This is a genomic window from Duganella sp. GW821-FHT07G03 (assembly GCF_059418605.1).
Window position 1 is genome coordinate 78562 of record NZ_JBWKQE010000026.1, and the last position, 24645, is coordinate 103206.

General features: G+C 61.4%; 24 protein-coding genes and 1 pseudogene. 6 read left to right on the forward strand and 19 right to left on the reverse strand.

Features of this window, described 5'->3' with window-relative positions:
- Nucleotides 1–2: 2 nt before the first annotated feature.
- The 4 genes and pseudogenes from phoB to AC07OK_RS26070 form a co-directional block, all read right to left on the reverse strand.
- Nucleotides 3–737 carry a phosphate regulon transcriptional regulator PhoB gene (phoB, locus tag AC07OK_RS26055; RefSeq protein ID WP_494692980.1) on the reverse strand — a complete coding sequence of 245 codons (735 nt, stop codon included), beginning with the start codon at nt 735–737 and terminating at the stop codon, nt 3–5.
- A 184-nt stretch (nt 738–921) separates the two neighbouring features.
- The gene (locus tag AC07OK_RS26060) at nt 922–1551 is read right to left on the reverse strand and encodes an NF038129 family PEP-CTERM protein (protein ID WP_494692981.1); all 630 of its coding nucleotides are present in this window, start codon (nt 1549–1551) and stop codon (nt 922–924) included.
- 10 nt (nt 1552–1561) lie between these two features.
- Nucleotides 1562–4588, reverse strand: coding sequence for an ExeM/NucH family extracellular endonuclease (locus AC07OK_RS26065; RefSeq protein ID WP_494692982.1), 3027 nt, complete (start codon nt 4586–4588; stop codon nt 1562–1564).
- Nucleotides 4589–4713: 125 nt separating this feature from the next.
- Nucleotides 4714–4830: pseudogene (locus AC07OK_RS26070) on the reverse strand (IS5/IS1182 family transposase); the annotation flags it as partial.
- 293 nt (nt 4831–5123) lie between these two features.
- Here AC07OK_RS26070 and AC07OK_RS26075 point away from each other — a divergent pair.
- The 6 genes from AC07OK_RS26075 (at nt 5124) to AC07OK_RS26100 (ending at nt 9953) form a co-directional block, all read left to right on the forward strand.
- Nucleotides 5124–5540: a hypothetical protein gene (locus tag AC07OK_RS26075; RefSeq protein WP_494692983.1), complete on the forward strand. Its 417-nt coding sequence runs from the start codon at nt 5124–5126 to the stop codon at nt 5538–5540.
- A gap of 429 nt (nt 5541–5969) precedes the next feature.
- Nucleotides 5970–6131, forward strand: coding sequence for a hypothetical protein (locus AC07OK_RS26080; RefSeq protein WP_494692984.1), 162 nt, complete (start codon nt 5970–5972; stop codon nt 6129–6131).
- 55 nt (nt 6132–6186) lie between these two features.
- Entirely contained in the window at nt 6187–7395 is a 1209-nt protein-coding gene (locus AC07OK_RS26085) for a zinc metalloprotease (RefSeq protein WP_494692985.1), read from the forward strand.
- Nucleotides 7376–8533: an LpxL/LpxP family acyltransferase gene (locus AC07OK_RS26090; protein WP_494692986.1), complete on the forward strand. Its 1158-nt coding sequence runs from the start codon at nt 7376–7378 to the stop codon at nt 8531–8533. Before AC07OK_RS26085 ends, AC07OK_RS26090 begins: the two co-directional genes overlap by 20 nt.
- Before the next feature lie 14 nt (nt 8534–8547).
- Nucleotides 8548–9279: a hypothetical protein gene (locus AC07OK_RS26095; protein WP_494692987.1), complete on the forward strand. Its 732-nt coding sequence runs from the start codon at nt 8548–8550 to the stop codon at nt 9277–9279.
- Nucleotides 9276–9953 (forward strand): thiol:disulfide interchange protein DsbA/DsbL, encoded by a 678-nt coding sequence (locus AC07OK_RS26100; protein ID WP_494692988.1) that lies wholly within the window; start codon nt 9276–9278, stop codon nt 9951–9953. The genes AC07OK_RS26095 and AC07OK_RS26100 overlap by 4 nt, the downstream gene beginning before the upstream one ends.
- Nucleotides 9954–10051: 98 nt before the next feature.
- Here AC07OK_RS26100 and AC07OK_RS26105 read toward each other — a convergent pair whose 3' ends face one another.
- The 15 genes from AC07OK_RS26105 to AC07OK_RS26175 all read right to left on the reverse strand — a co-directional run bounded on the left by AC07OK_RS26105 (nt 10052) and on the right by AC07OK_RS26175 (nt 24590).
- Nucleotides 10052–10336 (reverse strand): transposase, encoded by a 285-nt coding sequence (locus AC07OK_RS26105; protein WP_494692989.1) that lies wholly within the window; start codon nt 10334–10336, stop codon nt 10052–10054.
- Nucleotides 10337–10345: 9 nt separating this feature from the next.
- On the reverse strand, nt 10346–11365 hold the full coding sequence (locus tag AC07OK_RS26110) for a TIGR03790 family protein (protein ID WP_494692990.1): 1020 nt from the start codon (nt 11363–11365) through the stop codon (nt 10346–10348).
- Between the two features lie 73 nt (nt 11366–11438).
- A complete protein-coding gene (locus AC07OK_RS26115; protein WP_494692991.1) occupies nt 11439–11972 on the reverse strand; it encodes an FxDxF family PEP-CTERM protein in 534 nt (177 codons plus the stop codon).
- 275 nt (nt 11973–12247) lie between these two features.
- A complete protein-coding gene (locus AC07OK_RS26120; RefSeq protein WP_494692992.1) occupies nt 12248–13663 on the reverse strand; it encodes a mannose-1-phosphate guanylyltransferase/mannose-6-phosphate isomerase in 1416 nt (471 codons plus the stop codon).
- Nucleotides 13660–14820, reverse strand: a complete 1161-nt coding sequence (locus AC07OK_RS26125) for a nucleotidyltransferase family protein (RefSeq protein WP_494692993.1) — start codon at nt 14818–14820, stop codon at nt 13660–13662. Before AC07OK_RS26125 ends, AC07OK_RS26120 begins: the two co-directional genes overlap by 4 nt.
- A 9-nt stretch (nt 14821–14829) precedes the next feature.
- Complete coding sequence (gene galE, locus AC07OK_RS26130) at nt 14830–15834, reverse strand: UDP-glucose 4-epimerase GalE (RefSeq protein WP_494692994.1); 1005 nt, start codon at nt 15832–15834, stop codon at nt 14830–14832.
- Between the two features lie 32 nt (nt 15835–15866).
- Complete coding sequence (locus tag AC07OK_RS26135; protein ID WP_494692995.1) at nt 15867–16580, reverse strand: hypothetical protein; 714 nt, start codon at nt 16578–16580, stop codon at nt 15867–15869.
- Between the two features lie 12 nt (nt 16581–16592).
- Nucleotides 16593–17471, reverse strand: a complete 879-nt coding sequence (gene epsG / locus AC07OK_RS26140) for a chain length determinant protein tyrosine kinase EpsG (protein ID WP_494692996.1) — start codon at nt 17469–17471, stop codon at nt 16593–16595.
- A gap of 11 nt (nt 17472–17482) precedes the next feature.
- A complete protein-coding gene (gene epsF, locus AC07OK_RS26145) occupies nt 17483–18889 on the reverse strand; it encodes a chain length determinant protein EpsF (protein WP_494692997.1) in 1407 nt (468 codons plus the stop codon).
- Nucleotides 18890–18960: 71 nt separating this feature from the next.
- Entirely contained in the window at nt 18961–19749 is a 789-nt protein-coding gene (epsE, locus tag AC07OK_RS26150) for a polysaccharide export protein EpsE (RefSeq protein ID WP_494692998.1), read from the reverse strand.
- Nucleotides 19750–19784: 35 nt separating this feature from the next.
- Nucleotides 19785–20753: an EpsD family peptidyl-prolyl cis-trans isomerase gene (locus tag AC07OK_RS26155; RefSeq protein WP_494692999.1), complete on the reverse strand. Its 969-nt coding sequence runs from the start codon at nt 20751–20753 to the stop codon at nt 19785–19787.
- Nucleotides 20754–20925: 172 nt separating this feature from the next.
- The gene (locus AC07OK_RS26160) at nt 20926–22302 is read right to left on the reverse strand and encodes an undecaprenyl-phosphate glucose phosphotransferase (RefSeq protein ID WP_494693000.1); all 1377 of its coding nucleotides are present in this window, start codon (nt 22300–22302) and stop codon (nt 20926–20928) included.
- A gap of 9 nt (nt 22303–22311) precedes the next feature.
- Entirely contained in the window at nt 22312–23586 is a 1275-nt protein-coding gene (gene epsL, locus AC07OK_RS26165) for an XrtB/PEP-CTERM-associated polysaccharide biosynthesis outer membrane protein EpsL (protein ID WP_494693001.1), read from the reverse strand.
- A 49-nt stretch (nt 23587–23635) separates the two neighbouring features.
- Nucleotides 23636–24295 (reverse strand): CAAX prenyl protease-related protein, encoded by a 660-nt coding sequence (locus AC07OK_RS26170; protein ID WP_494693002.1) that lies wholly within the window; start codon nt 24293–24295, stop codon nt 23636–23638.
- Between the two features lie 91 nt (nt 24296–24386).
- Nucleotides 24387–24590, reverse strand: a complete 204-nt coding sequence (locus tag AC07OK_RS26175; protein ID WP_494693003.1) for an ABC transporter C-terminal domain-containing protein — start codon at nt 24588–24590, stop codon at nt 24387–24389.
- Nucleotides 24591–24645 lie beyond the last annotated feature (55 nt).

A 24645-nucleotide genomic window follows, 5' to 3' on the forward strand; every position in this document is an offset into this window, starting at 1 on the left:
CGTCAGACCCGGGCCGTTTCGAGGACCGCCCGGGCGCCCTGCTCCCAGGCGACGAAACGGTAGCCGCTGCCGCGCACGGTTTCGATGTGCTCCTGGTGGCCGCTGGGCTGCAGCGCGCTGCGCAGGCGGCCGACATGGGCGTCGACGGTGCGCTCGTCGAGGTAGACGGCGCTGCCCCACACCTGGTCGAGCAGCTGGGCGCGGGTGTGGACCCGCTCCGGGTGGTGCATCAGGAAGCTCAGCAGCTTGAATTCGACCCGGCCCATGGCCAGCTCGCGGGCGCCGGCCGTCACGCGCAGCGTGTGCGGATCGAGCCGCAGGCCGGCCATCTGTACCGCGTCGGCCTGCGGCTGCACAGGCACTTGCAGGCGGCGCAGCAGCGCGTGCACGCGGGCCACCATTTCGCGCGGGCTGAAGGGCTTGGTCATGTAGTCGTCGGCGCCGCTTTCCAGCGCCATGATCTTGTCCGGCTCGCCGCAGCGGGCGGTCACCATGATGATGGGCAGGTCGCGCGTGCGCGGCTGTGCGCGCAGCCGGCGTATCAGCGACAGGCCGGACTGGCCCGGCAGGTTCCAGTCCAGCATGACCATGGCCGGCAGGCTGTCTTCCAGCATCAGCAGCGCGCTTTCGGCGTCGCGCGCGCGGCGCACGTCGTAGCCCGCCATGCTGAGGTTGAGGGCAATGAGTTCCTGGATCGCAGGCTCGTTTTCAATGACAAGGATATGGGCGGGTCGCATGGCAAATCCGTGTAAAGGAAGAACTATGCAACAGGCAATCTGGCATTACTAATATGATTTCCAAGCGGGATTCAGAGTTTGGCGATATATATCCAGTCCCTGCCTGCATGACTCGCCATTTAGAACGCACCGTCTAAAAGAAAAAACGACACCCGCGGGTGTCGTTTTTTTGCAAGCGCAAAGCTTAGGCGGTCAGCTTGCGGCGGCGCGCAAAACCGACCAGCGCCAGGCCGGCGCCCAGCATGGCCCAGGCCGACGGTTCCGGCACCGCGCTGATGCTGCCGATCGCGTGGTCGGTGATGTCCGACGACAGCACGCCAGCGCCGGCGGTCGGCTGCCACGTGATCGACATCAGCGTGCTGTCCTGCGGGTTGAAGTGGCCTAGCGGCGTGCCGCCGTCGGCGCCGAACAGCGACACGGAAAACTGGCTCTGCAGCGCGTTCGGCGACGGATCGGACAGGCCGCCGAAGGTGACGTCGAAGCTGACCTTGCCGCCAAAGGACATCGCCTGCCACAGGTCGTTGCGGTCGGTGGTGTTGCCGAACACGAAACCGCCGGCGGTCTGCTGCAAGTCGCCGATCAGGCTGACGCCGGACAGGTCGCCAAAGCCGGACAGGTGGTTGATGGTGGCGCTGGCGAAGCTGGCTGGCACCTGCGCCGGATTGAACTGCAAGTCCAGGAAGCCGCCGCTGCCCAGCGACGCGGTGTTCAGTTCCACGTGCATGGTCTGGGCCGTCGCCAGGCCGGCGATGGCGCTCAGCGCCAGCGCCATCGCGGCATGGCGCAGGGTCAGGGAGAAGTTTGGTTGGAACATGGTCATATCCTTAGAAAGTGCCGCTGTAGACTTTGGTGGTGTAGCTGATATTGGCCGTGCCGGTCTTGCTGAAGCTCAGCGCGAACGAGACGGTGGCGCCCGGCGCCAGGCTGGCGGCGTTGACCGTGATGTAGGGCGCGCCGGCGTGGCTGCCGCTGGCGTTGCTCAGCGTGATGCCGGCCGGCAGGCCGTCGAACTCGACATGGAACGGGCCGTTCAGCGCGGCGGCGCCGGTGTTGGTGACCGAGAACGTCGAGCTGTACTTGCCGGTGGCGCGGTTGAACACCAGGCCGCTGCCAACCGCCTTGACGCCGGCGCTGACGTCGCTGTACGGCGCGGCCAGGTTCAGGCTGATGACCACCGGGTCGTGGTCGGAAGCGCGGTACGGCGCGGCGCTGTACTTGTCTTCCGGCTTGCCGTCGGTGTTGTAGTCGACCACGGTCGGCTCGTCGGCGTTGTTATGCCATTCGGCGGCGTCCACCACCGAGGCGCTCATGGCGGCGTTGCTCAGCGCGTGGTCCAGGTAGCCCGCTTCGCCGTTGAAGACGAAGGAGTAAGGCATGCCGCCGCCACCGCGCACGAAGCGCTCCAGCTGGTTGACGTAGCCCAGGTCGGTGATGGCCTTGATCGGATCTTCCATGCCGTAGGAATTGAAGTCGCCGATCATCAGCAGCTTGGCGTCGCCGGCGGCGGCCGCCACTTGCGGCGCGAACACGTTGACCAGGCGGTTGGCCTGGTTGACGCGGGTGGCGTTCCAGCAGCTCTGGCCGTCGCCGTTGTCGGCGTCGGCGCCGGAACCGGTCGGGCAGCCGCCCTTCGATTTCAGGTGGTTGACGATCAGCGAGAACTTGGCGCCGTTGGCGGCGACAAAGGTCTGCGCCATCGGCGGACGGTTGTTGACGCTGTCGTCGTCGGACAGCGCGCTGCCCACCATGGTCAGCGAGGCCGGCTTGTAGATCATGGCGACGCGGATGGCGTCGGTGCCGGTGGCGGCCGGCTTGGGCACGACCGCGTAGGTCTGGAAGCCGGTGCCCGGCGCGATCGCCTCGTTGAGCGCCTTGACCAGGTAGCCGACCGTGTACTCGCCGCTGTTCTGGATCTCCATCAGGCCGAAGACGTCGGCGTCGATGGCCTTGAGCTCGCCGACGATCTTGGCGGTCTGGCGGTTGAACTCGTTGAGGTTGTCGGCGCCGCGGCAGTTGGACTTGCTGACGCTGGAACCGAGCGCGCAACCCTGGCCGCTGCGGCCTTCGACGTCGCTGCCGTTGGTGAAGGTGGTGAAGTAGTTCAGCACGTTGGCGCTGGCGACCTTGATGTTGCCGGCCACCAGGGCGGGCGGCGCCGTGCGCGGATTATCCTGCGAGAACACCGGCGCCACGGTCGGCTGCAGCTTGAAGCCGGCGCCGCCACCGCCCTTGGCGCCGAAGTCGACCACGCCGGTCAGGCCGGAGACGGTGTCGCCGGCGCGCAGCGAGCCGTCCGCGCCCAGGTAGGGGATGGTGCTCGGGGTGACGAAGATGCCGTCGTCCAGCACGATCTGGTTGCCGGCGTTGGCGATGGCCAGCGCCTTGGCTTCGGCCGAGCCGGCGCGGTAATGGTTGGTCGGCGCTTCCAGGCGGCCGGACGACAGCGTCACTTCGCCGCGGTCGCCCAGGAACTCCAGCTGCGACACGGTCAGCGCGTTGGTGAAGCGCACCAGCATGCCTTCGACCTGGCCCAGGTTGGCGTAGGGCAGCGCGATATTGGTCGGGGTGATGGCGATGCCGCTGCCGGTCTTGACGATGGCGCTGATGGTTTGCAGCTCGGTGTAGGCGTGGCCGCCGGCCACCGGCGCGTAGTCGCTGACGGTGCCGGTGATGCGCACCTGGTCGCCCACCTGCACGGTGCCGGTGTTGGCGGCGGTGGTGTAGACGAAGATGCCGTCCGAGGTCTGCGGATTGCCGTCGCCGGCCGCGTCCTGGATGAAGAAGCCGGAGCCGACCTTGGCCGTGACCACGCCTTCGGTGGTCTGCACGGTGCCGGCGTAGGGGCTGGTCTCGCCCGGCCCCTGGATTTGCGGAATGCTGTGGGTGACGGCGGTCGGCACGGCCACGCTGACGTTGATGGTGCAGCTGGTCTGCTGCGCCTGGTCGTTATCGAAGCGCACCACCACCGGATAGCTGCCCTGCGGCACGCCGGCGGCCACGTTCAGGCTGACGGTGGCGTTGGCGCCGGCGGCCGAGGCGGCCAGGAAGTTCAGCAGGCTGATGCCCGGCACGCTGGTCGAGGTGATGACGGCGTGGTTGACGACGCCGTCGGCGTCGGTCGCGCTCAGGTCGGCGTTACCGGCGAAGCCGACCGCCATCGACAGGCTGGCCGGGCAGCTGGCGACGATAGTCGGCGCCGGCGGCACGCCGCACGAATGCAGGGCGCTGGCGGTGTTGCGCGGGGTCGGGGCGCCGGTGGCGAAGTCGCTGCCGTTGTTGTCGGTGTCGGAGCAGCCGCCGTTGGCGCGCAGCGCGGCGGTGGTGTTGCTCAGGCCGGGGCCGTTGGTGCCTTCGAAGTAGCCGGCGTTATAGCCCAACAGGTCGACCAGCGTGGCGCCGGACGGGGCGGCGCCGGACAAGGCGTTGCCGTCGTTCACCAGCGCGACCTTGCCGGCGGTGCCGCTCATCGGGATGGTGCCGGTGGTGTCCGGGGTCAGCAGGGAACCGGCGCCGGTGCCGGCCGCTTCCTGCACCAGGTAGTACTGGCCCGGTTGCAGCACCGGTGCGCCGCTGATCTTGGTCACCTGCCACGAGGCGCCGGCGGCGCTGGCGTATTGCACGCTCCAGCCGGCCAGGCTGACCGGCTGCGTGCCGCGGTTGAACAGTTCGATGAAATCGTTCTTGATGGTGGCGCCGGAGTTGCCGCCGCCACCGTACACCTGGCTGATCACGACCGGCGAATCGGCGTGCGCCGAGGCCGACAGGCCCGCCATCAGGGCTGCGGCGATGATGGTGCGCCGGCCCGGCGTGGAGGCAGCCTGGGCGTTCGGCGTGTGGGGAGTTTTTTTCATGAGTGGATCCTGGTGGAGAGAAAATGTCGGCGCGGCGGTCTAGGCAAAATGATTTCAAAAATTACATTTTGCATAATAGACGGCCGGCTTGACGCCTTGATGACATGCCTTTAGTCCGTTCGGACCAACCAAAAGCACTGCTGGGCCACATACATGCGCAGCATGCGCCCTCCTATCGGCGGGTGACTGGCGCCCTCAATCTTCGGATAAACCGGTTCGACGAGCTTGTGCAGCTTGCCCCACAGCCATGAAAATGTGACAATATGATAATATAATAAAATTAACCATGAATCAGACAACACTCCCATCCCCCACCGACGATGAGGTACGCTCGCAGAGCGGGCGGCCGCGTATTGTCACAGGCGTGGCTGTATCCTTGTTGTTGCATGCGTTGCTGGTCTTGGTCTATTGCTTTGCTGTCGCACCTCAGCCTGAAGCGCCTGAACGAACAAACGAGACGATAACTACATGGATATACCCAACGCTACCGCCCCGACCGCCAAAGCCATCCCATCCTTCCGAGCCGGAGGTGAATATGGAGCTACCTTCTGCAATTGCGGTCACCAAGCATGAGTATAAAGCGCAGGCTAGACATACCAGCGCGCCAGAACCGGCGCAGCAACCGGCTGGTGCCACCGAAGAGCAGCCTGTTACCGCCCCCGTTCCCGTCAACATTCCAGTAGACACGTTTCATCCGGAACCGCTGTCGAATAAGTTTGATCCAAATGCGGCTCTGAAAACTGCGCGCAAAGTGGCCCACGAAAAGGATCCCGCACGCGCTGACTTGCCTGTTGCGCAACTGGAAGATCATCCGCTCTACCCTGAACAACGCGACACAAAGCTGGCCCGCGACATTCAAAAAGCAACCAGGCCAGACTGCAGAAAAAATGGCAGCCTCCTCTCGCCACTTATCTGGCTGATGGATAAAAAAGACAGCGGTTGTAAATTCTGAGGGCTATCGGCCCGACTAGTCACGCCGTCCATGTTGCTCGGTCTCCCCATCGTTTCAACTCAGGGAAACGGCAGGGTACACCTGGGTGAAAGTCAGATAGGCAAACCCGACCGAACGACCGCTGCACGGCGCTGTCGGGTTAAAGCCCCCCATCATGACACCGTAGAAATTCCTCAAAAAATCCCATTAAAATCAATGTATTACGTAACAAGTGCGGCTGAAAAACACAGGTTATCGAGATGTGCGTCAGGAGCAAGCCGGCATATGGAACTGATCACTTATGGCAAAAACAAAAAGATAACTATATTCATCAACAATGAAGTATTGACAAAAAAATTCCTTATGAATATTATTCATATGCTAATTATCAAATTAGCCAGGATTGCCGAAAACTGCTTAAGAGTAGGCGTTTAATTTGAAGAAGACAACATGAAACATTCGTTCGAGCAAGAATTGGAAAATAGTCTGAAAGTAACGGAACTGGAACAGCGTCTGGAGATGCTCTACTGCTGCGCTGGCGGTTCTTGCGGATTGTGCTGTGGAACCGGCGATGCTAAGTGGCCAGTTGAAGGTCAGTGCGGTAACAACTAACAAATAAGACTAAAAAGCTGCATACGATGTATGCAGCTTTAAGAAAGAAAACAGTATGCCTGGCTATCCTGTCATTTCAGAGACAATCGAATTATCTCCAGTCAAAAATTCCGAAGAATTTTTTTTACGCGTAAACGGAGCAGCCATGTATGTTGCGCCGCTGATCGGAATAATTATTGGGGAAATGCTTAAAAAAACCAATGTAAAAAATATATTAAAATTAGTCAATGATAAAAAAATACTCTCTAAAGACATAAATATTGACGAATTAAATTTTATCATACATGAAAAAATACTTTCCGGCATATTGGATAAAAATTCCAAATCTCTTCAAAATAAAAATAAAGATATAGGTTTTAGATTTATTATAGCGAAATTCAATCATATGCGATGGCTATTAGATATTTCTAAATTTTTATTTACTAAAGAAATATTTTTTACATCGTTCTTCCTGAGCCTGGCCACCTCAATCGCTTTTGTCTCATCAGTAGATTCAGCACAACTACTAGCTGCCGATTTTTCAAAATTACAATATCTACAAATTGCAGTATTTTTAGGCGTAACTGGATTAATACACGAACTTGGGCACGCCAGTGCAGCGCATTATTACAAAATTCGATCCAGTGAAATTGGTTTCGGATTATATTTAATATTCCCAGTGTTTTATGCTGACGTTACCAATGTCTGGGGTCTTGTACCAAAGGAACGTGTTGTTGTAAATTTGGGAGGAATTTATTTTCAACAGATATTGAATATTTTATTTATTTTATGTTATTTGTCATCAAGTAATCAAGACGCACGCAATGTGCTTCAGAGTTGTATATTTTCCAGTTTAGGATTGATATTTCTAAACATGTTTCCATTTTTAAAATTCGACGGGTATTGGATTTATTCTGATTTTTTCAATATCAAAAACCTAAGAAAATCAAGTTATGAACTGATAAATTACAATCTTAAGAATAATTGGCGGAATTCGCTTAGATTTAACTGTTCTAGAGTTTCGCTTGCCGTTTACTCGATGGGAAGCATTTTTTTTAGCATTTTCTTCTTTTTTGTATTTTTAAAATTTGCCTCGCATAGTCTCGATGAAATTATACATTTACTGAGATCGTTGATGGATGTGAAAAATATAGAAAATATATCTCTTATTGCGTGCATGAAGACGCTCGCAAACGGAATGATATTGATATTTTTCATCACAAAAACTCTTGGATTATTTTTAAAAACCATAAAAAAGGCAAAAAATGCAAGTGAAAGACTATAAAGCCGCAGTTCAGACAATAAAAAGGGACAAGGAAAATAGATCTACCTCCGATCTAAAACGCCGCACGATAGTTTCAGCTAGTTTATATAATTTACTGCCAGGAATTCCCGTAGAGTCGCACGAAAAAATAATAAACAACATTGAGTTTTACCAGCAATGGGCCATTCTGGACCAGCATCATATCAGTTTGGTAAACGACATTATTCCACAAGGCGCAGTCCCTGATTTTGATACATTAGCCTCCACGCCAACTATATTTTGTTCTTATCATCTCGGTTCCTATCGGTTGCTGATACCGTATTTAATAAAGAAAAATATAAAATTTACGCTGCTTATAGATTCACAAGTGGCGGCTATCCAGAAAAATGATTTCGAAACCGTTATTAAAAGATCCATCCATATGTTTGGAGCGGACGAGGACTGCTGCCGGATCATTGATACCTCAAGTGGCGGAGTTATTTTTTCCCTATTAAAGGAACTCAAACGGAATCGATCCCTGCTAATTTTTGTTGACGGGAACACGGGAGTTGACGCGACCCGTGAAGGCAGCAATAATCGAGTGGAAATTAAATTTTTAGGACAAAGCTTGAGCGCCCGCCAAGGGATTTCTCATCTTTCATATCTGGCGGGGGTATCTATAACACCCATGTCGATGTTAAGGGGGAGAGATAATATATGGGAAAATGTCCTGAAATTCGGTCAAGTTATTTATCCAAACACTTTCGACAATCGTGATGATTACGCGCCGATTGCCATGCAAAACATATATACAGTACTAGAAGAAAACCTTGCGGATCACTATGATCAATGGGAGAGCTGGTTTTACATTGAACAGTCGCTATTTGCTTCGATGCTTGAGCCTGTAGACGAAATGGTAGGAGATATTTCACATGGCGGCTTTTTTACATTCAATAGCAATCGTTTCGACCATTCACAGCCTGATAAGAACGAGTTTCTTATTTTTGATAGAAAATATTATCGAGCAACATTTATCTCGCAATCTTTCAACGATTATCTATGTCATTTTATAAATAAAAAAATCTCACACGCTGAATGCTTCGAAAATCCACAAACCACAGAATCCTTGATAAGAAAATTGTTGTCAAAAGGTATTTTAAAGTATACCGAAAATAACTAACGCAACCACAAAATATGAAATCTATCATATCCCTATTTGTTATAGTCTTTCATTGTCAAACGGCACTTTCTCAGGAAGTCAATGCAGAAAATATCAGCAAAGATTTAGAATCAATCGAACGAGTAAACGTGCTCGCTTTAAAAGATCCTTATCGCTTAGATTACAGAAATATCATCAATGGAATTAAGGCGGCAACGGAGGTTCCGGGGTTGGCTCCGCAGGCAACCATACGATGGGCCATTGTGCCAAAAAATGGAGGCCCCTATATTTCTGGAGTATCGATAAGAATAACTGGAAATGACAAATTCAGGGCCGTCATGGCTACTCCGGATGGACTGTTTAATTTGCCGATGCAGGTTCCCGAATTGGGCGAAGCTCCCGAACTCATATTGGATGTCAAACGAGCCAGCGTAAACTTAATCCCCTATGTTGAAACAGTTGAAATCCCATCATCAAAAAGACGGATGGGCGATTTGCGTCTGGAATGTGAAATCGTGTGGCGAATGGAATACGAAGCTGCGACATTTCTTCTCAAGGCCGCGCTTAAAGTTATCGGTAGTCCCTGCGATTCTTCGAATTATGGAATGGATTTTTATAGCCCAAAACCAGTTAAGGCTATTTTCGTGTCGGAAAACGGCATGCAAAAAAAATTACCTTTGAATAGCTCGCGCAATATTTACCGCGCCCCACTTTACGATAAAAGCATCAGCAATGACGCCCTAGTCAGCATGGAATTTCCAGAATGAAAAATATATTGTTATTTCTCCTTCTATTCCCATTTTTCTTAAATTTATATGCTGCTGACAAAGTACCGCTAAAAGATATAGATTTTATTGCCGTACCACTATCTCCCATACAAAACCACAAGTTGATAGAATTCTTTTCGTACTCCTGTCGACATTGTTATGATTTTTACAATCCAATGGAGGTTTGGAAAAAAACAAAAAAAGGCTCTTTTGATCTGCAACGCGTACACGTAAACTTCGAAAAGAACAACTATTTACAAAAACTTTTTTTCACGTTGGAGTTTTTGCAGGTCGGAGACGATGTGCATAAGAAGATATTCAAAAAAATACATATTAATCACTCTCGATTTAACAATGAAGACTCTATTTTTAATCTAATTGAAGAAATTGGGATTGATAGAAATAAATTTATAGCGGCATATCAATCAAAAGAAGTGGCTGATAAAATTACGAAGGCAAACGATCTTCTTGAGCACTACAAAATAAAAACCATTCCGACGCTGGTCGTAAAAAACAGATTTCTTATAACGCCGGAGTTTTTTTTAAAACCACGTAACACTACTGAATATTTTTTGGAATTTTTTAATTTTTCATATAATTCAGCAGAAAAAAGAACATACGCCATTGAAAAGACGTTCGCGGTAGCGGATTATTTGTTAATTCAACCGGAATGACAGCGCCGAACCGGAATCTTCAGGCCACCTCGAATAACCCTTCTTTAACGATGTGCGGTTTGAGGCGGCTGCGGCGGTTCCCGGCCACCGTGGTTTGCTCAGAACGGCGCCAACCCGCCTTCCTTCAGGAACACCAAGCGTTTCAGGTTGTAGCTTGCCGCCTTGAGGTGCAAGGCGAAGGTGACGCGGACGATGCCCAAACAGCGCACCAGCTTGCCACCCATTTGTGCCAGCGCGCCAAAGACATGTTCGACGCGGGCTCGTGGTGTGGCGATGCCGCTATAGCGCTTCTTTTGCGCATCGGAGATGCCCTTGGTGGCGCTGCTTTTGCGCTGGATGTGCACGCGCCAGCCGGCTTGCTTCAGCGACGCTTCCCGCCCCAACCGCCGGACTCAGCGGCGGTAAGGGGCGGCCAGCGGCTCGCCGATGAACACGCCCTGGGCCGGCCAGGCCACGCTCTTCCAGTACGCCTCGATCGCGCTATTGCCGCGCAGGTAGTGCGACAGCAGCACCGTCGAGTTGGGAAATTTTTGCCAGTAGTTGCAGGGTTCGCTGACCGTGCCGTAGCTGGCCGTGGCGCCCGCGTCCAGCCAGCGCAGGCTGCTCATCTGCCCGCCCTCGGCCAGCAAGTCGCCGCCGAACGAGGTCAGGTGGTCAGCCAGCGCGCCCGGCACGAACTTCAGCGTATTCAACTTGGACACATGGGCCAGCCCGGTCTCATAGACGACGATGCCGTCGACCTGCTCGATGCTGTCGGCCTGCAAGGTCTTGATGGTCAGCTTCTTCGACGGCACGCTCATCGAACGCGGGAAGAACCGCGCCCGGCTGCTGCGCGCGGCGTCGCTGGTGTTGAGGAAATACGCGGTGGCGCTCGGCATGGCGAAGCCGGCCAGCACGCCGCGGTCGATCAGCGCCTTCGACGCTTCCACCGATTCGGTCGGCAGCAGCATCGACAAGCGCATCTGGTGATCGGTGTAGGGCTTGGCCGACGGCGAATTGTAGTAGCTGCTGGGCTTGCTCGGGCCGCAGGACTTGGCGCACAGGCCGGCGTCCAGGCCCAGCGTATAGGCCGCGGTCAGCGCGTTGCATTCGACCGCGTACGGCGCGCTCCACACCATCAACACGGCCTGGATCTCGGGCCCCAGCCGGGCGTCGATCTGCGCCTTCAGCGCCTCGAACTGCTCGGCGTCGAGCTTGCGCGGCCGGTGCGCAATGCGCACGTGCACCATGTTGGCGGCCGGGATGGCGCGCGCCTTGCGGTAGTACTCGCCGAGCTCAACACTGTTGGGCTCGTCATCGTTGACGACCACCGCCAGCTGGGCGGCGCCAAGGCCGGCGACCGGGATATTTTGCGCCCGGGCCAGGCCGCACAGGGCCAGCAGGGCGGCACAGATAAGTAGGGAAAGTCGCAAGTGAGTCGTTCGCTGGTGGAGGTGGCAAAAAAAAACGGAAGCGGCGGCTTCCGTTGGAATTATAGCGCCTATGTCAGGCTTTGCGTCGCCGCGCCAGCCAGCCGACGATGCCTGCGCCGCCCAGCAACATGCCATAGGAGGCCGGCTCGGGCACCGGACTGATGGCCATCGACCCGACGTAGTTGCCGGCCGCGCCATTGCGGACGGTGCCGCTGACGAGCAGGTAGTAGTGGTCGGCCAGCAGGCTATGCGCGCTCAAGCTCCACACCTCGGCCGCCGCGCCCGGCGCCGACTGCCTGCTGCCGTCGAGCGAGAAGCCGGCCGAGTTGTACACCTTGAAGCTGTCGAAGCCGGCGCCGCCCAGGCCCGGCAGGTCCAGGCTGCTGACCATGGCGCCCAGCGACTGGCCGGCGGCCGCGCTGAAGTTGTAGCGGTCGCTGAACGTGTTGCCGGCGTTACCGGCGCTAAATTCATGCTTGAGCACCGCGCTGCCGCTGCTCAGGTCCAGGGTTTGCACGCCCTGGCTGATATCGGCCGCCCGTGCCAGCGGCAGCCCCGCGGCGGCCGCCAGCACCAGCGCCGCCACGGCGGTTTGTGTACGCTTCATAGATCACCTCCCTCAAACAAGGCGGCCACGGCCCGCGCGGCCGCCGATGGTTGAACAAATACTGCGGCTTTATCCTAGCATCGGCGCCTGGGGCGGCAAGCGGCGCACACCTATCGCGCGCAGCCGGGCCCGCCATGCGGGCACGGCGGCACGGCGCCGGCGCTGCGAGGGAAAAACGGCGATGGGGAACGGTGTGGCGGACGACGTAGGAAAGCACCTACGACTAGACGGGAAAACGGCGGCCGGGCTTAGTCAGCCGCGGCCGCCGCCGGGGATCAGGCGCGCTGGTAGACGTCTTCCAGGCGCACGATGTCGTCCTCGCCCAGGTAGCTGCCGGACTGGACTTCGATCAGGTGCAGCGGCAGCTTGCCCGGATTTTCCAGGCGGTGCGTGGTGCCGATCGGAATGTAGGTCGATTCGTTCTCGGTCAGCAAGGTCACCTGCTCGCCGCAGGTCACGCGGGCGGTGCCGCTGACCACGATCCAGTGTTCGGCGCGGTGATGGTGCATCTGCAGCGACAGCTTGCCGCCCGGATTGACGGTGATGCGCTTGACCTGGAAGCGCTCGCCGATGTCGATGCCTTCGTAGCAGCCCCAAGGACGGTAGACCTTGGTGTGGTGCAGGTGTTCGGTGCGCTGCTTGGTCTTCAGGTGCTCGACGATGTTCTTGACGCGCTGCACCTGGTCCTTGTGGCAGACCAGCACGGCGTCGTTGGTTTCCACCACGACCACGTCCTGGACGCCGATCACGGCCACGATGCGGCTCTCGGCGCGCACCAGCGAACCGCTGACGTCGTCCAGGTAGACGTCGCCGCGGGTGGCGTTGCCCCGGGCGTCCTGCTGCTGCACTTCCCACAGCGCCGACCACGAGCCGACGTCGCTCCAGCCTATGTCGGCCGGCACCACGATGGCGTGGCGGGTGTGTTCCATCACCGCGTAGTCGATCGAGTCCGACGGGCAGGCGGTGAACGAGGCTTCGTCCAGGCGGCAGAAATCGAGGTCGCGGTAATCCTTGCCGACCGCCGCCGCGGTGGCGCTGGCGATGGCCGGCGCATATTCCTGCAGCTCCTTCAGGTAGCTGTCGGCGCGGAACAGGAACATGCCGCTGTTCCAGTAGTAATTGCCGGCGGCGACGAAGCCCTCGGCGGTGGCGCGGTCCGGCTTCTCGACAAAACGGTCGACGCCGTAGCAGTGGGCGGCGGCGGCCGGCTTGCCGCTCTGGATGTAGCCGTAGCCGGTTTCCGGCGCGGTCGGCACGATGCCGAAGGTGGCCAGCGCGCCGCCGTCCACCATGGCGCACGCGTGCTCGATGGCGGCGTAGAAGGCGTCGGTGTTGTCAATCACGTGGTCGGCCGGCAGCACCAGCATGACGGCGTCGGCGTCGATCGCGCGCAGGTAGTGGGCGGCGGCGGCCACGGCCGGCGCGGTGTTGCGGCCCACCGGTTCCAGCAGGATGGCCAGCGGGGCGATGCCGATCTCGCGCATCTGCTCGGCGACCAGGAAGCGGTGCTCGTTGCCGCACACCACCAGCGGCGCCATCATCCGCGGCCGGCCGTGCAGGCGCAGCGCGGTGTCCTGCAGCATGGTGCGGTCCGACACCAGCGGCAGCAGCTGCTTGGGCAGGACGGCGCGCGACAACGGCCACAAACGGGTGCCGGAACCGCCCGACAGGATCACTGGGTAAATTTTCATGCTCGAATTCTCTTATCTATGGGTTCATTGCTGTGTTCAGTCCGGCGCTTGCTGCGGCGGTCGCGGGCATTGGCCCACGAATCCGGATCGGTCTCGGACACGTGCTTCATCTCGCCCGCGCGGTCGACACTATAGTCCTTAAACACGATCATTTCATTTAGAGAAACATTCGGTAACACGCGAGTATATTCGAACAGCACGCTGCGCACCACCTTGGCCCCGGCGCACACATGGCTGCCGTGGCCGATCCAGGTGGGGCCGACGATGTGCACGCCGGCCTCGATGCGGGTGCCGGAGCCGATGTAGACCGGGCCCTCGATGGTGGTGCCGTCCCAGTCGATGCTGGTGTTCAGGCCGACCCACAGGCCGTCGTTGATCTGGATGCCGGGCATGTGCAGGTGGGCCACCTCGCCCATCAAGACGCTCTGGCAGGTTTCCCAGTAGTCGGTGACGCTGCCGATGTCGATCCAGTTGAAGTTGCGGGTCTGGGCGTAGAAGGGCATGCCCTTCTCGGCCAGCAGCGGGAACAGCTGGGAGCCGATGTCGAAGGTCTGGCCCGACGGGATCAGGTCGATCACTTCCGGCTCGAACAGGTAGATGCCGGTGCTGACGAAGTTGGACTTGGCGTCCTGCTGGCTGGGCTTTTCCTGGAACTCGGTGATGCGGCCGTTATCGTCGGTGACCACCACGCCGTAGTTCGACACCTTGTCCCACGGCACTTCCTTGGTGATGACCGAGGCCAGCGCGCCCTTGCGGCGGTGCTCGAACAAGGCCGACTTGAGGTCGAGGTCGATCAGCGCGTCGCCGCACAGCACGATGGTGGTGTCGTCGAAGAAGCCGCCGAACTCCTGGATCTTCTTCATGCCGCCGGCCGAGCCCAGCGGCTGCGGCACGACTTCGCCGTCGTCGGTGGTGTAGCCTTCGAAGGAATAGCCGATCTGGACGTCGTACTGGTGGCCCTCGCCGAAGTACTCCTCGATCTTCTCGTGCAGGTAGCTGACGTTGACCATGATCTCGGTCACGCCATACTTGTGCAGGTGTTCGATCAGGTAGGCCATCACCGGCTTGCCCAGGATGGGAATCATGGGTTTGGGTAAATCGTAGGTCAGCGGGCGTACCCGGGTGCCCTTGCCGGCGGCAAGTATCATAGCCTTCATGCGTAGTCCCTATTCAGTCGGCGTGGTCTGCCAGCGCCAGGCATCGGCGCACATCTGCTCGACATTGCGCAGCGCCTTCCAGCCCAGCTCGCGTTCGGCCAGGCTGGCATCGGCATAACAAGCGGCGATATCGCCGGGGCGGCGCGCCACCAGCCGGTAGGGCACGGGGCGTCCACTGGCCGTCTCAAACGCGCGCACCATTTCCAGCACGCTGTTGCCGCGGCCGGTCCCCAGATTGTAGGTAAAAATGCCGACCTCGGTCGCCAGCTTGGACAGCGTGGCCAAATGGCCGCGCGCCAGGTCGACCACGTGGATGTAGTCGCGCAGGCCGGTGCCGTCCGGGGTCGGGTAGTCGCCGCCGTAGACCGACAGGAATTCGCGCTGGCCGTCGGCCACCTGGGACACATAGGGCAGCAGGTTGTTTGGGGTGCCGTTCGGCTCCTCCCCGATCAGCCCGCTTTCATGGGCGCCCACCGGGTTGAAGTAGCGCAGCAGCGCGATGCGCCAGGCCGGGTCGGCGCGCTGCAGGTCGCGCAGCATCTCCTCGACCATCAGCTTGCTGCGGCCGTAGGCGTTGGTGGCCGACAGCGGGAAGTGTTCGAGGATGGGCACCGAGGCCGGATCGCCGTACACCGTGGCCGAGGAGCTGAACACCAGCGTCTTGACGCCGGCCCGGGCCATGCTCTCGAACAGCACCAGGCTGCCGGTGACGTTGTTGTCGTAGTAGCGCAGCGGCTGCTGCACCGATTCGCCCACCGCCTTCAGGCCGGCGAAATGGATCACCGCGTCGATCCGGTGGGCGGCGAACAGCGCGTCCACCGTGGCGCGCTCGCGCACGTCGCCCTCGACCAGCGTGAACGGCCGGCCGGCGATGCGCGCCACGCGCGCCTGCACCGAGGCGCGGGCGTTGCACAGATTATCGAGCACCACCACCTCGTGCCCGGCGGCCAACAATTCGACCACGGTATGCGAGCCGATGTAGCCCATGCCGCCGGTGACTAAAATTTTCTTCATAGCTTGTTCCTTGGGAGGGGTTGAAGCGCGCCTCAATGCAACTGCCTGGCCTCGTCCATGCGGCGCAGCAGGGTGGCCGCGTCGAGCCAGCACAGTTGCGCGCCGGTCGCGTCGGATGGGGTGGCGGCGGCGCCCGGCAGCAGGAAGCGTACGCTGGCGGCCAGGTTGGCGCGCACGTCGGCCTGGCCGAGCGGGTCGCCGCTCTGCACGATGCCCTGCGGCGTGACGCCGATGTCGCGCCCGCCGGAAAAGATCACCGCCGGCGAGCACAGCAAGGCTTGGCTGCAGGCGTCCTGGCCGGCCACATAACGTTCGCCGTCGGCGTCGCGCCGCAGCACCACCTTGGTCGGCACCACGTCCCGCCGCACCTGGGCGGTGCTCATGGCCGGGGTCACGCTGTAGTGCAGCAAGTGCTCCCAGCCGTCGGCCGGCGCCAGGCCCAGCGTGGTCCACGGCAGCAGGCCGGTGCACTCGGCCTCGCCGGCGCAGTCGGCCGCCTGTTCGCGCCCGTCCAGCGCCGACACCGCCGGCCGCGGCAGGCGGCCGTTGGCCAGCGCGTAGCCGACCAGCGCCTCGCGCGCGCGCGCCAGCTGCAGCCCGGTGCGCTGGGCGCGCGCGGCCAGCTGCTGGCGCGGCGACCACGCCTGCATCAGCAGCGTGGCGCCGGCCAGCATCAGCAGCAACAGCAACACCAGGGCCGAGCCGCCGGCGCGGCGGCGCGGCGCGGCCGGGCGGCGCGCGGCCAAGGCAGTCCGCCGTTAAAAGTCGACCAACACCGAACCGATCACTTCCGCGCCGCTGTGACGCATCTGCTCGGTCAAGGCGTTGACGTCCTCCAGGCGCGAGTGGTTCTTGCGCGCCACCACCAGCACCCCGCCCACGCGGGCCGCGATGGCCACCGCGTCGGCGCCGGTGGCCAGCGGCGAGACGTCGTACAGCACCACGTCGTAGCGCTCTTCGAGGCGCGGCGTGAGCGCGGCGAAGACGCTGCGGCTGAGCAGTTCCTGCGGATTGGGCGGCAGCGTGCCGGCCGCCAGCACCGACAGGTCGACGAAGGAATCGATCTTGGTCACCACGTCGAGGTCGGCGCGCCCGGCCAGGATGTCGGACAGGCCGGCGCGGCCCTTGAGGTCGAAGATTTCATGCTGGGCCGGCTTGCGCAGGTTGCCGTCGACCAGCAGCGTCGGTTCGCCCAGCTGGGAGAACACCACCGCCAGGTTGGCCGCGAACAGGCTGGCGCCGTCGCCCGAATCGACGCCGATGATCACCAGGCCTTTTTTGCCGCGCGCGAACCAGCGCAACATCAGCTGGCTGCGGATCGCGCGCAATTGCTCGACCTGGTGGCTGAACGGCTGGTAGGCCGCCACCAGCTTGGGCGAATAATTGCCCTCGCCGGCCTGCAGGTAGGGGTAGTCGAACTGGCGCGCCAGCACTTGCTGGATATCGGCCTCGGTGATCAGGCCCAGGCGCTGGGCCGCCTCGCCGAAGCGGATGCCCAGTTCCTTTTGCATGCGCAACACGCGCTCGGCGTTTTCCGGCGTGATCTTGCCGGACTCGAGCAGCAAGCCGCCGATGCTGGAATCGGAACCGCGCGGCACGGGCGCCGCAGGGGAAATGGGATGGGCTGGAGCATTCATTGGGGGTTCCTTTAATTCAGACGCAGACGGCGCAACGACAACACGCGCTTGACGCCGGTCGGACGGCGCGGACTGGCGTTCCATTCAATCATACCGAACACCGGGATGCCCAGTGCCTCGCTGAGGTCGCTGTCGGAGCGCACCCGGCGGTCCAGCAGTTCGATGCCCAGCGCCATGCCGACGCCCAGCATGCCGCCCAGCACCAGCGACAACAGCGTATTGAGCAGCACTTTCGGTCCGGCCGCCTCGATCGGCGCCACGGCCGGGTTGAGCAAGGCGATATCGGACTGGTCCGCCTGGCCCTCGATGCGGGTTTGCGAGAAGCGCTGCGAGGTCACGTCGAAGGCGCGCTGGGCGCTCTCGACATCCTTGGCCAGCACATTGAGTTCGTCACGGGTACGGTTCAGTTCCAGCACCTTGGCTTTTTGCTCGGCCAGCGCGGCGCGCACGTCGCCCTCTCGCTTGCGCAAGATGGTGGCGTTGTTGCCGACGCTGTTGGAAGTGCTCTGGATGGCGGCGTTCAGGTCGGCGCGCAGCTTGTCCACCTCGGCCTTGGCGGCCTGGTATTGCGGATGGTTGCGGTCCAGGCGCTGCGACAGCTCGGCCAACTTGGCTTCGGCGTTGCCCACGCTCAGGCGCAGGTTCTGCACCAGCGGGTTGGCGGCCACGTCGGGCGACTCGGCCGAACCGCGGCTGGCCATGCCGGCGCGCGACGACGCCTCCATCAACTGCCCCTGCGCGCCCACCAGCTGGGCCGACAGGTCGTTGAGGCGGTTGCTCTCGACGTCGAGGCGGTTGTCGACGCTGACGATGCCGTGTTCCTGCTGGTACTTCGAGAGCCGCGCCTGGGCCGTCTCGACGTTATCGCGCAGCAGCTTGAGCTGCTCGTTGAAGTAGCCGGCCGCCTTCTTCATCGGCTCGACCTTCAGCTGCACGCTGATTTTCTGGTATTCGTCGGCAAAGGCGTTGGCCACCGCGGCCACGAACGCCGGGTCGGCGCCCTTGAAGCTGATCTCGACCACGCTGCTCTCGCGCGAGGGCGTGATGTCGAGCTTTTTGAGCAGCAGGTCGGCCAGCCAGTCGCGCACCGTGCCGCGGCCGTCGGCCGCCTCGCGGAACTGCTCGATGACCGCCGGGTTCTTGGCCAGGCCGAGCGCGTCGACCACGCGCAGCGCCACGTTCTTGCTGGTGATGATGTCGATCTGGGTGGCCATATAGCCCGGCAGCAGCTGCCCCGGCATGGTCAGGCCGGTCACCGGGTCCATGCCCTTGTAGTTCAGCAGCACCGAGGCGGTGGCCTTGTAGTTCTTGGGCAACAGCAGGCTGACCGTCACGGTGGCCAGCACCGTGACGGCCAGCACCACCACCACGATCCAGCGGCGCGCCAGCAGGATCAGTAAAAATTGGGACACGTTCATGGCAAAACTCTCAATATAGGGACGTCAAACGCCGGCAGCGGCCGGCGGTTCGGGGCGACGGCGGGTCGCGGTCAGAACAGGCTTTCCTTTACATATACCACATCATCGACCTGCACCAGGTCGTCCTGCTTGACCTCCAGGATCACTTGCTTGCCGCTGGCGTCGCGGCGCTTGATGGTCAGGCCGCGCTCGGTGCCGCGCGGGGTCAGGCCGCCGCCGGTCGAGAGCGCCTGCAGCACCGTCATCGCGCGCTCCAGCTTGAACGGGCCCGGACGCTGGACCTCGCCGTAGATGTAGAAGCGCGGCGCCCGTTCGACATACAGCACGTCGTTGGCGGACAGCTCGACATCGTTGTTGAGGGTGCCGCTGCGCACCATGGCGATGATGTCGATCACATCCTTGGTGGTCTTGTCGCCGCGCTTGCGGATCAGTGAGACGGCGTCGCCGCCGTCGGCGCTGATGCCGCCGGCCATGGCCAGCAAGTCCAGCAGGCTGCGCTTGCCTTCGATCGGATAGCGGCCCGGCCGGTTCACCTGGCCCAGCACCGAGACCTGCTGGTTCTGGATCTGGGTGATCAGGATGTTGACCTGGGCCTTTTTCAGGAAGCCGCCGTGCTCCAGCAGGCCGCCGATCTTTTGCTCGGCGGCGGCGCTGGTCAGCCCCCCCACGGTGACCGGTCCCAGCAGCGGGAAGGTGATGCTGCCGGCGTCGCTGACGCGGGTGTCGATGGTCAGGTCGGGATTGTTGTAGACCGACACTTTGAGCACGTCGCCCGGTCCGAGCACCGCGTCGGCGGCGTGGGCGCCGCCCACCAGCGCCAGCAGCATCAGCGCCGCCAGCCATATTTTCAATTGTTTCATCGTGTGCTTACCTCTTGCTTGACAGGTGGGTGTGATTATTTCAGTCCGGCGACGCCGCGCGCGGCGGCATCGCCGGCGTCGGCGGCCGGCTTGGCCTCGGCCGCCGGCTGGGGGGCGGCCGGCTTGGCCTCGGCCGCCGGCTTGGTCTCGCCCGGCGCGGCGCTGCCGTTCAGGTAGACCACCTTGGCGGCCGCGCGCAGGCGCGCCAGCTCGGCGTCGGCGACGCTCTTGTTTTTCTGGTTGACCAGGAATTGCTCGATCTGCGGCGCGGCCTGCTCCAGCGTCACCGGCGCGTCCTTGACGTCGGCGATCGCCACCAGCAGGCTGCGCTCGCCCTCGCGGATGATGAACATCTGGCCCTTGGGCATGCCCAGCAGCTTGTCGGCCAGCTCGGGCGCCAGCTCGGCGGTGGTGCGCGAGAGCTGGGCGCGGACGAACTTGACCTTGCGCTGCTCCAGCAGCGCGGCGGCCTCGTCGAGCGTCTTGACGGCGTCCACGCCGGCCTTGACCTCGGCCGTCATATCCTTGGTCGCCAGCACCAGCTGGCGCATGTCGAGCTGCTTGCGGTTGCTGAAGAACTGCGGATTCTTCTGGAAATACGCCTCGACCTCGGGCCGCGTCGGCCGCACCGGGGCGCCGACATGTTTTTGCAGGTAGGCCTGGGCCAGGATCAGCGCCTTGGCGCGCTCGACCGCGGCGAGCACCTTGGGATCGCGGTCCAGCTTGTCCTTGACGGCCTGGTTGAGCAACAGCTGCCGGTCCACCAGCTGGCCCAGCAACTGTTTGCTGGCCACTTCCTGCTGGGCGCTGGGCACGCCGGCGCGCTGCAATTCCTCGTTCAGCTGCAGCACGGTGATTTCCTCGCCGTCGACGCTGGCCAGCGACTGGCCCGGCTTGCTGTCCTTGTGGCCGCATGCCGCCAGTCCCGCCAGCAGGGCCAGCATGACCGCGGTCCGCAGCGTGTTGTTGCCAGGTGCACCGGCACGCACATATTGATTCAGCATTGATATCCTCGGTTACAGAACGGCGGCATGGCCGTCCGCAATGATTAAAATGACAATAGATATTGACAAAATTCTACACCTGCAAGCGCCAAGTATGCCGCCCGTCCCGGCGCTTGTCAATCTTGTAAATAGTGATGATTTTACACCATCGAAGGGCGCGCACGGCAGCGCGCTAGTGGGCATTTTCGCGCTTGATCACCACCTGCACGGTCTTGATGATGATCCACATGTCGAGCCACACCGACCACTTGCGCAGATAGTCGAGGTCGTACTGGATGCGCGCCTCCATCTTGTCCAGCGTCTCGGTCTCGCCGCGCGAACCGTTGACCTGGGCCCAGCCGGTGATGCCCGGCTTGACCTTGTGGCGCAGCATATAGCCCTTGATCAGCTTGCGATACAGCTCGTTGTGCGCCACCGCGTGCGGGCGCGGGCCGACGATGCTCATGCGCCCCTGCAGCACGTTGATGAACTGCGGCAGCTCGTCGAGCGAGCTGCGGCGCAGGAAGGCGCCGACCTTGGTCACCCGGGCGTCGTTCTGGCGCGCCTGGACCACGGTCGGGCCGTCGTCGGTGACGGTCATCGAGCGGAACTTGTAGACCACGATTTCCTCGCCATACAGGCCGTAGCGGCGCTGGCGGAAGATCACCGGCCCCGGCGAACTGAGCTTGACGGCCAGCGCGATCACCAGCATCAGCGGCAGCAGCAACACCTGGATCAGCAGGCCGAGCACGATGTCGCTGGCGCGCTTGACCATGCTGTTGATGCCGGTGAACGGCGACTCGCAGATGGCGATCACCGGCATGCCGCCGACGTTGTCGAAGCGCGCCTGCATCAGGTCGAACACATAGATATCGGGCAGGAAATAGACCGAGGCGGTGGTGTCCTGCAATTCGTCGAGCAGCTTGCGGATGCGCGGCTGCGCCGAGATCGGCTGGCTGATGAAGATCATCTTGATGCCGTGCGCCCGCACATAGGCGGCGATGTCGCTCATGCGCCCCAGCACCGGCGCGCGGGCGTCGGCCGGGTAGCGGTCCTCCAGCCGGTCGTCGAAGAAGCCGACCATTTTCATCAGCAGGTTGGGATTGCGGGCGCAGACGTTGGCGAACTTCAGGCCGACGTCGTTGACGCCGACGATGATCACCGAGCGCACCTCGCTCGCGCGGTTGGGGCCGGTGCGCTGCAGCAGCAGCGGCGCCAGCATCAGCAGCGCCGGCGTGGCGATGAACCAGGCCAGCACGGTGCGGGCGTCGACGTGGCGGTCCATGCCGCTGGCCGAGCCGATCAGCAACAACACGCCCACCGTCAGCGCCCAGCCGAACAGCATGTCGCGCGCATAGGCCAGCATGCGGCCGCCGCGCCAGGCGCGGTAGGGGTCGACGTACTGGTAGATCGACGACGACACGAAGAACGCCAGCACCATCAGCACCAGCGCATAGCCGGTGAACGGCGCGCCGCACAGGCTGGCCGACAGGTACAGCGTCCCCATCACGATCAGCGGATCGAGCACCCGCTGGAAGAACGAAATCAAGGGAATATCATTGAGCGTCATGGGCGACCATCAGTATTGCAGATTCACGTTCAGGCTCACCCCGGTGGCGTGGTAATTGCCGTTGCCCAGCACCGGCACGCCGCTGCGCGCCTCGCGGTAGACCGACAGCCCCAGCTGCACCATGCGCCACGGCACATAGCTGACCCCGGCCGAGGTGTTGCGGGTGGTGTCCTCCAGGCCGTAGCCGACCAGCGAGGCCAGCTGGCCCTTGAAGGCGCGTTGCTCGCGCCGGGTCTGGGCGTTGAACTGCAGCTTGGCGCTGGCCGCCCAGGTGGCCGCGACGCTGGCGCCGGTGTTCAGGCTGTAGCTGACGATGTTGCTCTCGACCGCGGAATACTCGCGCCACAGCGCGGCGTTGGCGCTCCACTGGCCGCCGGCCAGGGTGCGCGCCGTGAGCCGCGTGTTGACGCCGCTCGAATCGCGCTCGGTGAAGAAGGCGTGGGTGCGCTCGGCGCGGCCGCCGAGGAACTCGAGCTCGCTGATGCCGCTCACCTTCCACAGCACTTTGAGCTTGAGCTCGTTTTGTTCGGAGCCGGGGTCGAGCGGCTGGCCGGCGGCGGTGCTGCGCAGCTGGTCGTAGCGGCTCTTCAGTTTGCGCGCCTGCAGGCCGACGGTGCTGCCGCTGAAGGCCAGGTAGTCAATGCCGAGCTCGCCGACGTCGTCGTTGCGGTTGCCGTAGGCCTGGCTGGCCAGGTCGTAGTGGTAGCGGTCATGGGTGGCGCCGGCGCGCAGGCGCCAGCGCGGATGCGGCGTCCAGTTGCCGCTCAGGTATTCGTGGCGCTGCACGCGCAGGTTGCGCTCGCGCGTGACGACGTCGGTGTACGGCGCCAGCACCTCGGTGTACAGCACCCCGGCCTTGCCGTCCACATGGCTGCCCAGGCGCCAGTTCCATTCGGCCAGCAGATTCTTGCCGTTGTAGTCGAGTTCCTTGAAATGGTCGAAGCTCACCGAGCTGGCCTTGGCCTGCAGCGTGAACTCCTGGCGGCCATAGGTCTTGTCGAACACCAGGCCCGCTTCGACGCTGCGCAGATCGTCGCCGCGCCGGCCGTCGTAGCCGGGCTGGCCGTCGGCCAGGCGGAACAGATTGTTGTCGCGGCTATACGCCAGCGAGGCGTAGGGATGCAGCGCATCGTCGGCCGCGCCCCAGGCGCTGCCGGCGCCCAGCGCGCACAGCACCAGGCTCCAGCGAGCCCAGTGCGGGCGGCCGGCGGCCGCGGCGGGCGGGTACGAGGACGGGAGGGAGGGGCCGCGCGGGCGGCACTGCGGGGACGAGGAACTCACCATGGAAAATGTCTTGGGTAATTGTTAAAAAACTGCTGTTAAAAAATCAATATTACCAGTAAGTCCAATTACCCGTACAGATAATCCAGACACCCAGCACGCCGTTCGTGATCCCATGCGCCAGGATCGCCGCCCACAGGCTGCCGCTGCGCATATACAGCAGCGCGTAGGCGGCGCCGGCCACCATGCCGGCCAGCCACAGATTGTGTTCGACGCCAAATAATATCACAGTAACAATAAAGCTACGCACATTTAGCTGTGCCGGACGCACCCGGGCGAAGTCCTCGTCCACCAGCCAGCGCATCAGGAACGAGCGCCAGAACAACTCCTCCATCACCGGCACCACCAGCGCCGCCCCAGCCAGGCGCACCAGCACCAGCGGCCAGCACAGCGCGCCGTCGACCCGGGGGTCGAAGCCGGCCGACTGCCCCACCGTCATCCAGCCGGCGCTGAGCGTGATCCACAGGCCGAACACCAGAGCGCCCGCCAGCAGCGCGGCCAGCGCGGCGCGCGCCGTCGGCCGCGCGCGCAGCTCGGCGTAGTGCGGCCAGCCCCACAACAGCAGCGCCAGCACGACGCCGATCTTGAGCGGGTAGAGCCAGCGCAGCGCGGCCGCGCCGACGCCGGCGCGGCCCAGCAGGTCGGCCACCAGGATGAAGCCGATGTAGGCCAGGAACGGCAGGATGTGCGCCAGCGCGGCGCGCTTAAACACGGGGCCCCGCGGACGGGGTGGGCGGGGCTGAGCCCGCGGCGACGGTCGGCATGCTGGTCTCCTCGATGGCTGGATGGATGGGCGGCGCGGCTTAGCCGCGGGCGCGGGCCTCGATCTGCTCCCACTGCTCCAGCGCGGCCAGCAGCTGGGCCTCGATCGCCTCGACCCGGGCCGTCATGCGCTGCGCCTCGGCCGGATTCTGGCGGTAGATATCGGGATCGGCCAGCGCGATCGCCAGCACCGACTGCTCGTCCTCGAGCTGGGCGATCAGCGCCGGCAGACATCGCCGGACCATGGAATGATGCCGTAGCGCTGCGTGCCCGAATAACCGGCGCGCATCAGGATGAAGG

Coding starts and splice junctions, on each gene's coding strand:
- AC07OK_RS26090 (WP_494692986.1), top strand. CDS start 7,376: ATGCAAGTGAAAGACTATAAAGCCGCAGTTCAGACAATAAAAAGGGAC.
- AC07OK_RS26175 (WP_494693003.1), bottom strand. CDS start 24,590: ATGGTCCGGCGATGTCTGCCGGCGCTGATCGCCCAGCTCGAGGACGAG.
- AC07OK_RS26065 (WP_494692982.1), bottom strand. CDS start 4,588: ATGAAAAAAACTCCCCACACGCCGAACGCCCAGGCTGCCTCCACGCCG.
- galE (WP_494692994.1), bottom strand. CDS start 15,834: ATGAAGAAAATTTTAGTCACCGGCGGCATGGGCTACATCGGCTCGCAT.
- AC07OK_RS26060 (WP_494692981.1), bottom strand. CDS start 1,551: ATGTTCCAACCAAACTTCTCCCTGACCCTGCGCCATGCCGCGATGGCG.
- AC07OK_RS26125 (WP_494692993.1), bottom strand. CDS start 14,820: ATGAAGGCTATGATACTTGCCGCCGGCAAGGGCACCCGGGTACGCCCG.
- AC07OK_RS26120 (WP_494692992.1), bottom strand. CDS start 13,663: ATGAAAATTTACCCAGTGATCCTGTCGGGCGGTTCCGGCACCCGTTTG.
- AC07OK_RS26085 (WP_494692985.1), top strand. CDS start 6,187: ATGCCTGGCTATCCTGTCATTTCAGAGACAATCGAATTATCTCCAGTC.
- AC07OK_RS26080 (WP_494692984.1), top strand. CDS start 5,970: ATGAAACATTCGTTCGAGCAAGAATTGGAAAATAGTCTGAAAGTAACG.
- epsL (WP_494693001.1), bottom strand. CDS start 23,586: ATGGTGAGTTCCTCGTCCCCGCAGTGCCGCCCGCGCGGCCCCTCCCTC.
- AC07OK_RS26075 (WP_494692983.1), top strand. CDS start 5,124: ATGGAGCTACCTTCTGCAATTGCGGTCACCAAGCATGAGTATAAAGCG.
- AC07OK_RS26155 (WP_494692999.1), bottom strand. CDS start 20,753: ATGCTGAATCAATATGTGCGTGCCGGTGCACCTGGCAACAACACGCTG.
- AC07OK_RS26160 (WP_494693000.1), bottom strand. CDS start 22,302: ATGACGCTCAATGATATTCCCTTGATTTCGTTCTTCCAGCGGGTGCTC.
- epsE (WP_494692998.1), bottom strand. CDS start 19,749: ATGAAACAATTGAAAATATGGCTGGCGGCGCTGATGCTGCTGGCGCTG.
- phoB (WP_494692980.1), bottom strand. CDS start 737: ATGCGACCCGCCCATATCCTTGTCATTGAAAACGAGCCTGCGATCCAG.
- AC07OK_RS26115 (WP_494692991.1), bottom strand. CDS start 11,972: ATGAAGCGTACACAAACCGCCGTGGCGGCGCTGGTGCTGGCGGCCGCC.
- AC07OK_RS26095 (WP_494692987.1), top strand. CDS start 8,548: ATGAAATCTATCATATCCCTATTTGTTATAGTCTTTCATTGTCAAACG.
- AC07OK_RS26100 (WP_494692988.1), top strand. CDS start 9,276: ATGAAAAATATATTGTTATTTCTCCTTCTATTCCCATTTTTCTTAAAT.
- epsG (WP_494692996.1), bottom strand. CDS start 17,471: ATGAATGCTCCAGCCCATCCCATTTCCCCTGCGGCGCCCGTGCCGCGC.
- epsF (WP_494692997.1), bottom strand. CDS start 18,889: ATGAACGTGTCCCAATTTTTACTGATCCTGCTGGCGCGCCGCTGGATC.